Raw genomic sequence first — 12,239 nt, 5'->3', positions numbered from 1 at the left:
CGGACGCTAGCCGAGATTTTCGACCTCCTGGCCCCCCGGCGCGACCTTCGTCCACAGGTCCGTGATGCTCAGCTCCAACTCGCCGAGGAGCCGACGCAGCAGCGGCAGGGACAGCCCCACCACCGTGCCCGGGTCACCCTCGATGCCGGTCAGGAACGCCCCACCCAACCCGTCGATGGTGAAGGCCCCGGCCACCGCCAGCGGCTCGCCCGTCGCCACGTACGCGGCGATCTCCTCGTCGCTGATGTCGGCGAAGTGCACGACCGTGGACGCGACCGCCTCCGCTCGCGCCTCGTGCGTCACGTCGATCAGGCAGTGCCCGGTGTGCAGCACCCCGCTGCGCCCGCGCATCCGTCGCCAGCGGTTCGTGGCGTCGGCGGCGTCCGCCGGCTTGCCCAGGATCTCCCCGTCGAAGGCCAGCACCGAGTCGCAGCCGAGCACCAGCGTCCGCTCGTCCGGGGTGGCGCGCAGCCGGTCGAGCACCGCGAGCGCCTTGAGACGGGCAAGCTCCAGGCAGAGATCCTCCGCCCGATCGGCTACCACCTGGGACTCGTCGACGCCGCTCACCAACACGTCGGGTTCGATCCCGGCGGCTTGGAGGAGCTTGCGACGGGCGGGACTCTGGCTGGCGAGCACGAGGCGCAGTGGCAGGGAGTTCGGCACGATTCCGACGCTACCGGCTGATCCTCGGTGGCGGATCGTCGGCACGTCGGCGGCGCCGCCAGAGCAGGTAACCGCCGCTTGCTGCCACGATTGCGCCCAAGGTCGCGAGTCCACGGACGGTCCCGTCTCCGCTGTCACTGCTGGGGTTGGCCGCTGCGGTGGTCGGGCTGAGGCCGGAGGGTTCACTCGGCGCAGTCGACTCGAACCCGAGTGGCGGTACGTCTGCCGTCAGGGCAGCTACCAGGTTGATGACTCCATACCCGTATTCGTCATCCCGGCCGGGCGGTCCCTTGTCGACGGCGGTGGCAGTGAGGCGGTGTGCCACTTCTTGCGCCGGAAGGTAGGGGTACTTGGATCGGATCAAAGCAGCAGCCCCGGCGACGATCGCGGTGGCGTCCGACGTCCCGGTGCCCTTGCGGTACTTGCCGTTGATGCTGGTGCTGTAAATGTCGACGGCAGGAGCAACGACATCGATTTGAGGCCCGTCTACAGACACGGTGGCGTGGGTGCCCCTTCTATCTGTTCCGCCTACTGCGATGACACCGGGATAGGCGGCGGGGAAGCCTACCTCGCGTTCCCTTGGTCGATTCCCCGCTCCGGCAACCACGATGATGTTCGCTCTGAGTGCGGTCTCGACGGCCTGCTGTAATCTTAAGTCTGGTCCACTGACCGAGGAAATGCTAATTACTTCCGCCCCATGGGCGACCGAATACTCGATCCCGGCCGCCAAATCATCGCTGTTACCTTGTTCGTTAATTCGCTTAACGCGCACCGGCAGAATCTTCGCCTTGGGTGCGATTCCCAGCGCGCCGCGGTCGCCATTGCCGTGAGCGGCGATCAATCCTGCCATGCCCGTGCCGTGGCTGTCCTGATCTCGGCGGCCGTCCCCGTATCCGCCTGAAAAGATATCGGTGCCAGGCAAAACGTTGCCGTCTAGGTCCGCATGGGGAGCGACGCCGGTGTCGGGCACTGCCACCACCACGCCCTCGCCCTGACTAATTCTTTGAACCTTCGGCACTTCTAAGTAGCGCAGGTGCCACTGGTCACCACGGACGCGGTCAGCCCCCTCCGGCTCCTTCGCATGGAGTGGCACAGCGGTTAACAATGTCGAGGAGAGGGCGAATATTGTGAGCAAGATCGGTGCAGATGAACCCATTAAAGACCAAATCCGATGGCGGGTCCAGGGTCGATGGGCCCGTCCTTTGGCGGGCGGACTATGGGATTTACACCCTCGTCCGTCTCCCAAGGATTATCGGGATCCCAGCGGCGTGACTCACCTTCTACTGCTTCTCGGCGGCTCGATCGTCCCATTGGCGTACCTGCCCCTGGACCGCTAGCCATGCCCGGAGAGCCTCCCGTTGGCGAAATCCCAAAGGCGCCTCCTGCATAACTCGCCCGTGCGCCTCCGGGCCGTGAGCCTGCTGCGCCTGACGGCGCCGTTCCTGCCCCACCTCCTCCGATCACGCCCCCAAGCGGATTGATACGGCGAGGCGGAGTGGTCCCGCCAGGCTGGCCCAAAGCCATCCCAGGTGTGCCGCCGATCATGCCGCCCGGCGGCATTGGCCGGGGCGGGCTGCTGTTGCCGCCACCAATCCCGCTGCGGGCTGCTGGACCCGGCTGCCCTCGCAACGGGTTGGGCAATCCGTTACGACCCGGCGTTCCTGGAAGCGGCGGCAAGGAAGGAGGGGGTCCCACGTTCGGGCTCATCCCCTGGGGCGTTGAAGGAGTCATGCCAGGCGCTGCTGGGCTCGCTGGCGTTGGGGCAAGCCCGGTTCCGGCCCCGCCAAGAATCGGGCCTGAATTGGGTGCTGTCGGCGCTGGCACTGCTCGTACTGAATTCTCAGCTCGGGTGGCTCTGGAAACAGCAGGCGAGGGTGAGATGGGCACCGGTACAACTGGCGGAATGACGGGTGCAGAAAGATTAGAGGTGTACGCGTCGGGGTTGTTCTGGTCCACTCCTGGCGAGGGCTTTGGCCGCGGAGGCGGCTTCTGGAGCATCACCTGGGCCTGCTGGAGTTCGCCGCTCAACCCGTACATGATCCCGCGGGCCTTGGTGTTCAGCTGCTCCAACTCCACGTCCGTCACCGGCGGGTCGACCACCCGGCTGCCCGCCGCCGCCTTCGGATCCGCCAGCGTCGCCTCGTACGACCGCTTCTGCTGGAGCTTGTTCGAGTACTGCTCGTAGAGCCTCTTCAACTCGGGCCGGGCGCTGTCGATGGCGCGGGTGGCGGCGGCCAGCGCGTCGTGGTTGGCGGCGGCTACGTCGTGGGTGCGCTGGACCCGGTCGATGAGCTGGTCGAGTTCGCCCAGGTACGCCCGCGCGGCCGCGTTGGTCTCCGGGGGCCACGCCTCGGCCAGGCCACGCCGGTATTCGTGCAGCCGCCGCAGGTGGTTCATCGCGAGGTCACAGACCTTGCGCCAACCGGCGACCTGCTTCCAGTGCCCCTGGGTCTCGTGGTCCTGGACGCAGGCCCACATGCTCAGCACGTCCATCAGTTGCCAGTCGGTGAGGCCGGACGTCCGGCCGCTGCCCCTGTCGATCACGGCAGCACCACCGGCCCGCCGTTCGGGCCGGTGGGGTCGGGTAGCCGGGCCTGGCCACCGGACATGGTGGAGTACGGATTGGCGAGTGCCGCCTGCACATCGGCGACCCTCGCCGAGGCGAAGGCATCGGCACCTTGGTAGTGGGAGGCGATCTGGCCGGCCGCCGAGGCCAGGTGGCCGGTGGCTCCGCCCAGGTCGCGCACCATGTTCGCCGTGGCCTGCTGGGTCTCCCAGTGGGCGTGCAGGAACTGCACCAGCTCGACGAAGGCGTCGCACGGGTTGGGTACGGGGGCTCTCATGTCGTCGGCGATGTACGACAGGTGTGGCGCGTAGTTGCGTTCGACCTCGGCCTGGAGCCGGTCGGCGAACTCGCTCATCTGGCGGATGTCGGCCTCGATGCCGCCGTTGTCGCGCAGCCAGGAAGCTGGCCGGTCCTCCTCAGGGATCATCGATCCTCCCTACCTGTCACGGCCCCGTTTCCCTGAGTGAGGTTAATGGGTGCGGAGCGATCTCGGCAGTCCTCAGGGCATCACCGTGGCCCCGCCCCAGCTCAATCCGGTCGGATTGGCGGAAGGTTCAGCGGGGGAGGCCGGAGGCGCGCCACGCGCCGGGTCCGGCGGAGGGCGCCGCGACGGTCGGTCGGGCGCTGCGCGCCCAGGCGGACGTGATCACCGGCGCGGGCGCGGCGGCCGGACGGGACCGGACGACGATCGCACCCACCAGCGCGGCCAACTCGTCGGCGGTCGGGACGCCCCGGACGACTCGGAACAGCGGCTCTTCGGCAGACATGGCGTCAGCGTACGCGTCGCGAACTTGACCTTCACCGCACAGTGGCGTGCCGGCGGTGTGAGCATCGGTGGCGCCGGGTACGGTCTCTCCGATGTCTGACGCGCTTCCCCAACTTGTCGCTGACCGGTACCGGCTCATCTCGCCGCTCGGTCAGGGCGGCATGGGCCGGGTCTGGAAGGCGCGTGACGAGGTGCTGCACCGGGACGTGGCCATCAAGGAGCTCGTCCCGCCACCCAGTCTCACCAACGACGAGCGCCGCGAGATGCGGGAACGCTCCCTGCGTGAGGCCCGGGCGATCGCCCGGCTGAATCACGTCAACGTGGTCCGCATCTTCGACGTGCTGCGCACCGACGGCGACCCGTGGATCGTCATGGAGTACGTCGCGTCGAAGTCGTTGCAGGACACTCTCGCCGAGGACGGCCCGGTGTCGCCGGCCCGCGCGGTGGAGATCGGGCTCGGTGTGCTCGGCGCGTTGAAGGCGGCGCACAAGGCCGGCGTGATGCACCGCGACATCAAGCCCGGCAACGTGCTGCTCGGCAACGACGGCCGGGTGGTACTGACCGATTTCGGTCTGGCCACCATTCCCGGCGACCCGAACGTGACCCGCACCGGCATGGTGCTCGGCTCGCCCGCGTACATCGCGCCGGAGCGGGCCAAGGACGGCACGGCCGGTCCGGAGGCGGACCTGTGGTCGCTGGGCGCGACGCTCTACGCCGCCGTGGAGGGCAAGTCCCCGTACGCCCGGCCGTCGGCGATCGCCACCCTGGCGGCGCTGGCCACCGAGCCGCTGCCGCCGCCGAAGAACGCCGGGCCGCTCAAGCCGGTGCTCCAGGGCCTGCTCCGCAAGGACCCGAAGGAGCGGATCACGGCCGAGGTGGCCGAGCGCCTGCTGCGCCGGGCCGGCGGCAAGCGTGCCAAGGGGATCTCCCTGCTGGACGGCGTACGCCGGCCGGGGCCGAACGGTCCGCGCGAGCCGCGCAAGCCGCTGGTGCCGGCCCCGCGTCCGGCCGAGCAGAGCGCCGAGTCGACCCCGAAGCCGCCCGCGCCGCGCGCCGAGGCCACGCCGCGAGCCGCTGAAGCCGCGGCGGGTGCCGCCGCGGCCGCCGGGGTCGCCGCTGCCGCCGAGGACCGGACGAGCACGACGCCGGCGGGCGTGGACGCCGCGCCGACCGCCAAGGTCGACCCGCCGCGTCCGGCCGCCGACGCCGAGCCGACGACGAAGGTGGACCCGCCCAAGAAGCCGAGCGCCCCCACCGCGGTCATGCCGGCGCCGGTGAGTCCCGCGCCGGCGCCCGCCGAGCGCATTCCCGGTTCGGTGTACGACGGCACGAAGCGCGGCCGGCAGAAGCGGAACCTGCTGATCGGCGCGGTGGTGCTGGCGCTGCTGGTCGGTCTGGCGGTGCTCGTGCCACTGCTCAGCCGCGGCAAGGGCGACCCGGAGCAGGGCGGGCGGCAGGCCGGCCCGACCGGCGCCGCCGCGACCCCGTCAGCCTCCGCTCCGACGTCCGTGCCGGCCGCGCCCGCGCCGACCAGTGCCGCCCCGCCCAGCCCGACCCCCTCGGCCACCCCGTCGACGGACCCGAACGCGCTGCCGGCGGGCTGGACCCTGCACAAGGGACCGACCTTCTCGATTCCCCTCCCGCCGGGCTGGCGAGCCAGCCGCACGGGTTCGGACACGGTCGTGTTCTTCCAGCAGGGCGGGGTGGGCGAGATGCTCGTGCAGTGGACGAGCAACCCGAAGCCCGACGCGGAGGCGGACTGGAGGGCGATCGAGCCGGACCGCCGCAAGTTCGTCAGCAACTACCAGCTGCTCGGCATAAAGCGCTGCGACTGGTACCGGACCTGCGCCGACTGGGAGTGGCTGGAGAGTCGGGACGGCACCCGCATCCACGTCCGCAACCGGGGCTTCGTCACGGCGAGCAACCGGGGCTACGCCATCCGGTGGGAGGTCGCCCAGAAGGACTGGACGGCCCAGCTCGCCAACTTCGACCAGATCGTCAAGGGGTTCAAGCCCGACCGGCAGGGCTGACGCGCGGGAATCGCGTCCGTGTGAAATGGATTCGCATGACCTTCCGTCGTCCGGGGTATCCCTCCTGCGACGACGGAAGGAGGCACGACATGGGTTACCGACGCAAGGACGCTCGTCCCCGGCTCGCGCTGTGGATGCTGGTCGCGCTCGGCGACGTCGCTCTGCTGCTGGTCGGTGCCGGGATGCCGGTGCTGGTCGCGCTGCTCACCGTCGTGACGGTCACCGCCGCCGGAGTCGCCGCCTGGCGCCTCGCCCGGCGGGGTCCACTGGCCGGCGAGGATGCCGTACCGGTGCCCGTGACCGCGCGACGCAGGGCCTGATCTGACGAAGGACGGCGGCGGCAGCCGGACCAGTCATCGACCGTACGGTGACCGATCCCGCTGCCGCCGACCTGTGCCCGGCGCCGGTCAGGTGTTGTTGGCCAGCGCGATCAGCCGGGTCCGGTCGCCGTTCCAGTAGTTGCGGTCGACGTTGCCGCTGATGCCGGAGACGGAGCCGGTGCTGGTGTACTGCCAGAAGCTCCAGAACGGGGCGCCGGCCGGCAGGGTGCCGGGGCTGGTGGACCAGCGGGCGATCCAGAGCGGGTGGTTCGCCCACGGTGCGGTCCAGCTGCCGGTGCACTGGTTCCACCAGCTCGTCGTGGTGTAGATGACCGCGTACCGGCCGGTGCGGGACCGGTAGGTGTTGAGGAAGTCCTGGACCCAGTTCCGCATGCCGGTCGTGGTCAGGCCGTAGCAGTAACCGCCGGCGTACGGGTTGGCCTCGAGATCGAGCGCCGCCGGGAGGGTGCGGCTGTCCGCCGACCAGGCGCCGCCGTTGGAGGCGAGGTAGGCGGCCTGGGTCGAGCCGGCGGAGATGTTCGGCCGGGCGAAGTGGTAGGCCCCGCGGATCACCCCGGCGTTGTACGCGTTGACGTAGTTGCTGTTGAAGTTCGGGTCCTTGTAGCTCGTACCCTCGGTGGCCTTGATGAAGGCGAACTGGATGCCCGCGTTGCGGACGCTGGTCCAGTTGATGGTGCCCTGGTAGCGGGAGACGTCGATGCCGGGGGTGGTGGCCGCGGCCGCCGGTCCGGCGGTGGCGACGAGGGCCGCCGCCGCGGTGGCGGCGACGGTCAGGCCGGCGGCGAGGAGCCGGCGCAGCGAAAACTTCGGACGGGTCATGGATGCCTCCAGGGACGCCGATTGATTGACGCCAATCTTTGGAGGTAGTTGCCCTAGATCGCAAGAGGGCTTAAGGAAATTTTCATTGACGCCCGTATGTGGCTCGCCGCCTGATCAGTATCGGTCAGCTGCGGCGTGCCGGTAGGCTCCCCGCCCATGGTGTCGATCGACGGGCTGGGCGACCTCTGGGACAGACTCCTCGGCGCGCAGCCCGACCCACCCCCACTGCTCGTCCTGGTCACCGCCGTCGTCGCGCTGGTGGTGGTCGCCACCCGGCTGCCGTGGCGGGTCGCCCGCAACGCGGTGACCATCGCGCACGAGGGCGGCCACGCCCTCGCCGCCTTGCTCACCGGGCGCCGGCTGCACGGCATCCGGCTGCACTCGGACACCTCCGGCCTGACCCTCTCCGCCGGCCGCCCCACCGGCCCCGGCATGATCCTCACTCTGCTGGCCGGGTACGTCGCCCCGTCGCTGGTCGGCCTCGCCGGGGCCTGGCTGCTCGGCGGCAACCGGATCACCCTGCTGCTCTGGCTGGCGGTGGCGCTGCTGCTGGCCATGCTGGTGCTCATCCGCAACGTCTTCGGCGTGCTGTCGCTGCTGGTCACCGGCGGCGTGGTGCTCGCCGTCTCCTGGTACGCGGCGCCGCAGGTGCAGGCCGCCTTCGCCTGGACCGGCGTCTGGTTCCTGCTCCTCGGCGGGGTACGGCCGGTGGTGGAGCTGCAACGGTTGCGCAGCCGGGGCCGGATGCCGCAGTCCGACGCCGACCAGTTGGCCCGGCTGACCCCGTTCCCCGCGCTGTTCTGGGTGACCGTGTTCGCCCTGGTGAACCTGCTCGCGTTGGCCGTCGGCGCGGCGCTGCTCGCCGGCCCGATCCTCACCGACGCCGGCCTGACGATCTGACCGGTCGGGAGAGCAGAATGGCCGCATGCGGTACGTGATCATCGGGGCGGGTGCGGTCGGCGGCACCATCGGCGTACGGCTGGCCGACGCCGGCCACGACGTGACGCTGGTGGCCCGCGGCGCGCACCTGGACACGATCCGCCGGCGCGGGCTGACCCTGCGCACGCCGGACCGCACGGAGACCTGGCGGGGGCCGGCCACCGACGCTCCCGGGGAGCGGCCACTGCCCGCCGACACCGTCCTGGTGCTCACCGTCAAGTCGCAGGACACCCTGGCAGCGTTGGCCGCCTGGGCGGACGCGCCGGTCGCCGGGGGCGGCACGGCGGGGGAGCGACTGCCGCTGTTCACCGCCCAGAACGGGGTGGCCAACGAGCCGGCGGCGTTGCGGCTCTTCGCCCGGGTGCACGCGGTCTGCGTCTGGCTGCCCGCCACCCACCTGGAGCCGGGCGTGGTCGTCGCCAACGGATACCCGTACCCGGGGATGCTGCACCTCGGGCGGTACCCGGCCGGCTCGGACGCGCTGGACCACGCGGTGGCCGCCGACCTCACCGGCGCCGGCTTCGTCGCCCCGGTGCGCGACGACGTGATGCGGTGGAAGTACGGCAAGCTGCTGGCCAACCTCGGCAACGGGCTGCAGGCGCTGCTCGGCGGGGACGTCCCGACCGACCTGCGCGACCGGGTCCGTGCGGAGGGGCAGGCGGTGCTCGCCGCGGCCGGGATCGCGCACACCAGCGTCGAGGAGGAGGCCGCCGAGCGGGGCGACCGGGTCGGGCACCGGCCGGTCGACGGGCAGGAGCGCTCCGGCAGCTCCACCTGGCAGAGCCTGGCCCGGGGTGTCGGCTCCACCGAGGTCGACCACCTCAACGGCGAGATCGTCCTGCTCGGTCGGCTGCACGGGGTGGCGACCCCGGCCAACGCCGCCGTCGCGTACGCGGTGCGCCGGGCGGCCCGGGAACGGGTCCCGGCCGGCGGCTTCCCGCCCGCGGAGCTGGCGAAGATGATCGGCTGATCCGGCAACCGGCGTGGTGCCGCCGCGCGTGTCCCTTCCGAACGCCACAGGAGGTGGGCACGTGCCCGACGTCGACGGGTTCGACGAGTTCTACCGGGGCAGCCGGCAACGGCTGCTCGGCTTCGTCTACGTGCTGACCGGCAACGTGACCGAGGCGCAGGATGCCGTCCAGGAGGCGTACATCCGGGCCTGGCAGCGCTGGTCGACGGTGAGCGGGTACGACGACCCGGAGGCGTGGGTGCGGGTGGTGGCCTCCCGGATCGCGGTCAGCCGCTGGCGCAGCCTGCGCAGTCGGACCCGGGCCTACCTGCGGCACGGCGTCGAGGAGAGCGTGCCCGGCCCCGGCGTCGACACGGTCGAGGTGGTCGCCGCGCTGCGCCGGCTTCCCGAGGAGCAGCGCACCGCACTCGCCCTGTACTACCTGCTCGGCATGCCCGTCGCCGAGGTGGCCCGGCAGACCGAGGCCCCCGTCGGCACGGTGAAGGCCCGGCTCTCCCGGGGGCGCGCCGCGCTGGCCGGGCTGCTCGCCGTCTCTGACCTGGAGGAGGCCTGATGCGTGAGGACACGACCTTCGTCGACCGGCTGCACCGGGACCTGGGTGGGGTCCGCTGGGTCGAGCCGGAGGAGATCCGCGCCCGGGCCCGGCGACGCAGCCGGCGTACGGCGGCGCTGGCGGCGACCGCCGTACTCGCGGTGCTCTCCGGCTCCGGGTACGTGGTGGCGGGCCGGTCAGGGACGCCGGCGCCTCCCGCCCCGCCGGTGGCGGCCGTCTCCGCGTCGACGGCGACCGCCGGGCCGGCCGAGATTCCGCGCGAGGCGCTGCTGTCCGCGCGGGACGTGCGGCTGAAGACCGGCACGCAGATCGGTGCGGCCGGCCTGGGTGAGGCGGTGCGGGTCGATCCGGTGCTGGAGGCGTGCGGCCGGGAGCGGGGTGTGCCGTCGGCGGCGACGTCGCGCTATTCGCGGTCGCAGACCCTGCTGCGGCCGGTCGACGGGGTCGCGACACCGGTGCTCAACCAGGACGTCTACCGCATCGACCCGGCGCAGGGCCGGCTGCTCTTCGGCACCGTCGCCCTGCTGCTCGACGCCTGCGCCCAGTGGGAGATCAGCGGGTCGGGGCAGTTGGGCGGCAGGACGGTGCCGACCGTGATCCCACATCGGTGGGAGCGGTCGGCCAGCGGTTTCGCCGGCGACGAGTCCGTGCTGCTGCGCCACGTGTCGCTGCCGCCCGCCAGCGTCGCAGACGGCACCGCGATCAAGCTTGCGCCAGAGGTCGAGGCAACCATGGTGGTCCGGGTCGGTGACCTGGTCACCGTGATCAGCACCGGGCCGAACACCCTCAAGGCCGAGCGCACCGGTCCCGGCCCGGGCCTGAGTCAGGCCGACCTGGAGGGGCTGGGTCGCACCGCCGCCGGTCGGCTCTGCGTCGCCGCCAACCCGCGCTGCTGAAGCGGAAGATCCCCGCGACCACCAGGGACGCGGGGACCTTCCGGTGAACGCCCGCTACAGCGGGATGTTGCCGTGCTTCTTCGGCGGCAGGGTCTCCCGCTTGGTGCGCAGCACCCGCAGCGCGCGGACGATCTGCGCACGGGTCTCGTGCGGCGGGATCACGCTGTCGACGTAGCCGCGCTCGGCGGCGATGTACGGGTTGGCCAGGGTGTCCTCGTACTCGGCGATCTTCTCGGCCCGGACGGCGGCCGGGTCCTCGGCGTTGGCCAGGTCGGAGCGGTAGAGGATGTTCACCGCGCCCTGCGCGCCCATCACCGCGATCTGCGCCGTCGGCCAGGCGAAGTTCAGGTCCGCGCCGAGGTGCTTGGAGCCCATCACGTCGTACGCGCCGCCGTAGGCCTTGCGGGTGATCACGGTGACCTTCGGGACGGTCGCCTCGGCGTACGCGTAGATCAGCTTCGCGCCGCGCCGGATGATGCCGTCCCACTCCTGGCCGGTGCCGGGGAGGAAGCCGGGAACGTCCACGAAGGTCAGCACCGGGATGTTGAACGCGTCGCAGGTACGCACGAACCGGGCGGCCTTCTCGCTGGCGGCGATGTCCAGGGTCCCGGCGAAGTGCATCGGCTGGTTGGCCACCACACCGACCGGGCGCCCCTCGACCCGGCCGTAGCCGATGACGAGGTTCTGCGCGTAGAGCGGCTGCACCTCCAGGAACTCGCCGTCGTCGAGCACGTGCTCGATGACCCGGTGCATGTCGTACGGCTGGTTGGCCGAGTCCGGGATGAGCGTGTCCAGCTCCCGGTCCTCCGCGGAGATGTCGAGGTCGGCCGGGGCCTCGTACACGACGGGCTCGTCGAGGTTGTTCGACGGCAGGTACGACAGCAGCGCCTTGACGTACTCGATCGCGTCCTCCTCGTCGGTGGCGAGGTAGTGCGCGTTGCCGCTGCGCGAGTTGTGGGTGCGGGCGCCGCCCAGCTCCTCCATCGCCACGTCCTCGCCGGTGACCGTCTTGATGACGTCCGGGCCGGTGATGAACATGTGCGAGGTCTGGTCGACCATCACGGTGAAGTCGGTGACCGCCGGGGAGTAGACCGCGCCGCCCGCGCACGGGCCCATGATCAGCGAGATCTGCGGGATGACGCCGCTGGCCCGGACGTTGCGGAAGAAGATCTCGCCGTAGAGCCCGAGGGAGGCGACCCCCTCCTGGATCCGGGCGCCGCCGGAGTCGTTGATGCCGACCACCGGGCAGCCGATCTTCATGGCCAGGTCCATCACCTTGACGATCTTCTCGCCGAAGACCTCGCCGAGGGAGCCGCCGAAGACGGTGAAGTCCTGGGCGAAGACGCAGACCTGCCGGCCGTCGACGGTGCCGTAGCCGGTGACCACGCCGTCGCCGTACGGGCGGTTCTTCTCCAGCCCGAAGGCCGTCGACCGGTGCCGGGCCAGCTCGTCCAGCTCGACGAAGGAGCCCTCGTCGAGCAGCAGCTCGATGCGCTCCCGGGCGGTCTTCTTACCCCGCGCGTGCTGCTTCTCGACCGCGCGCGCCGACCCGGCGTGCACCGCCTCGTCGACCCGTCGCTCCAGGTCCGCCAGCTTGCCCGCGGTGCTGTGGATGTTGATCCCGGTCTCGGTAGTCACCCAGGGAATATAACGATGGTTCAGGTCGACGCCGCTGTGCAGTACGCCTCAATACCCT

Annotated in this window: 13 protein-coding genes; 7 read left to right on the top strand and 6 right to left on the bottom strand. The window is 71.1% G+C overall.

Annotated elements, in window-relative coordinates:
* Window positions 1–6: 6 nt before the first annotated feature.
* Window positions 7–663, bottom strand: a complete 657-nt coding sequence (locus V6U89_RS06110) for a Maf family protein (RefSeq protein ID WP_334569653.1) — start codon at window positions 661–663, stop codon at window positions 7–9.
* 10 nt (window positions 664–673) lie between these two features.
* Window positions 674–1,819: a type VII secretion-associated serine protease mycosin gene (gene mycP / locus V6U89_RS06105; RefSeq protein WP_442933872.1), complete on the bottom strand. Its 1,146-nt coding sequence runs from the start codon at window positions 1,817–1,819 to the stop codon at window positions 674–676.
* Between the two features lie 747 nt (window positions 1,820–2,566).
* On the opposite strand from mycP, the gene V6U89_RS06100 reads away from it, so the two are divergent.
* On the top strand, window positions 2,567–2,848 hold the full coding sequence (locus V6U89_RS06100) for a hypothetical protein (RefSeq protein ID WP_334569651.1): 282 nt from the start codon (window positions 2,567–2,569) through the stop codon (window positions 2,846–2,848).
* 355 nt (window positions 2,849–3,203) lie between these two features.
* Here V6U89_RS06100 and V6U89_RS06095 read toward each other — a convergent pair whose 3' ends face one another.
* A complete protein-coding gene (locus tag V6U89_RS06095) occupies window positions 3,204–3,656 on the bottom strand; it encodes a hypothetical protein (protein WP_334569649.1) in 453 nt (150 codons plus the stop codon).
* 127 nt (window positions 3,657–3,783) lie between these two features.
* A complete protein-coding gene (locus tag V6U89_RS06090) occupies window positions 3,784–3,996 on the bottom strand; it encodes an acyl-CoA carboxylase subunit epsilon (protein ID WP_334569648.1) in 213 nt (70 codons plus the stop codon).
* A 91-nt stretch (window positions 3,997–4,087) separates the two neighbouring features.
* Here V6U89_RS06090 and V6U89_RS06085 point away from each other — a divergent pair, with 91 nt between their 5' ends.
* Together V6U89_RS06085 and V6U89_RS06080 are read left to right on the top strand one after the other, a co-directional pair.
* The gene (locus V6U89_RS06085) at window positions 4,088–6,025 is read left to right on the top strand and encodes a serine/threonine-protein kinase (RefSeq protein WP_334569647.1); all 1,938 of its coding nucleotides are present in this window, start codon (window positions 4,088–4,090) and stop codon (window positions 6,023–6,025) included.
* An 89-nt stretch (window positions 6,026–6,114) separates the two neighbouring features.
* Window positions 6,115–6,345, top strand: coding sequence for a hypothetical protein (locus tag V6U89_RS06080; protein ID WP_334569646.1), 231 nt, complete (start codon window positions 6,115–6,117; stop codon window positions 6,343–6,345).
* An 87-nt stretch (window positions 6,346–6,432) separates the two neighbouring features.
* Here V6U89_RS06080 and V6U89_RS06075 read toward each other — a convergent pair whose 3' ends face one another.
* Window positions 6,433–7,185 carry a GH25 family lysozyme gene (locus V6U89_RS06075; RefSeq protein ID WP_334569645.1) on the bottom strand — a complete coding sequence of 251 codons (753 nt, stop codon included), beginning with the start codon at window positions 7,183–7,185 and terminating at the stop codon, window positions 6,433–6,435.
* A gap of 156 nt (window positions 7,186–7,341) precedes the next feature.
* Here V6U89_RS06075 and V6U89_RS06070 point away from each other — a divergent pair, with 156 nt between their 5' ends.
* From V6U89_RS06070 to V6U89_RS06055, 4 genes are all read left to right on the top strand, one after another.
* Entirely contained in the window at window positions 7,342–8,085 is a 744-nt protein-coding gene (locus V6U89_RS06070) for a M50 family metallopeptidase (protein ID WP_334569644.1), read from the top strand.
* A 25-nt stretch (window positions 8,086–8,110) separates the two neighbouring features.
* On the top strand, window positions 8,111–9,094 hold the full coding sequence (locus V6U89_RS06065) for a ketopantoate reductase family protein (protein ID WP_334569642.1): 984 nt from the start codon (window positions 8,111–8,113) through the stop codon (window positions 9,092–9,094).
* A 61-nt stretch (window positions 9,095–9,155) separates the two neighbouring features.
* Window positions 9,156–9,647 carry a SigE family RNA polymerase sigma factor gene (locus V6U89_RS06060; RefSeq protein WP_334569641.1) on the top strand — a complete coding sequence of 164 codons (492 nt, stop codon included), beginning with the start codon at window positions 9,156–9,158 and terminating at the stop codon, window positions 9,645–9,647.
* On the top strand, window positions 9,647–10,543 hold the full coding sequence (locus V6U89_RS06055) for a hypothetical protein (RefSeq protein ID WP_334569640.1): 897 nt from the start codon (window positions 9,647–9,649) through the stop codon (window positions 10,541–10,543). The genes V6U89_RS06060 and V6U89_RS06055 overlap by 1 nt, the downstream gene beginning before the upstream one ends.
* 54 nt (window positions 10,544–10,597) lie before the next feature.
* Here V6U89_RS06055 and V6U89_RS06050 read toward each other — a convergent pair whose 3' ends face one another.
* The gene (locus V6U89_RS06050; protein ID WP_334569639.1) at window positions 10,598–12,181 is read right to left on the bottom strand and encodes an acyl-CoA carboxylase subunit beta; all 1,584 of its coding nucleotides are present in this window, start codon (window positions 12,179–12,181) and stop codon (window positions 10,598–10,600) included.
* Window positions 12,182–12,239 lie beyond the last annotated feature (58 nt).

The organism is Micromonospora sp. CPCC 206171, assembly GCF_036906755.1.
Taxonomy (GTDB): domain Bacteria; phylum Actinomycetota; class Actinomycetes; order Mycobacteriales; family Micromonosporaceae; genus Micromonospora; species Micromonospora purpureochromogenes.
This window is presented reverse-complemented; position numbering and strand designations above follow the sequence as displayed.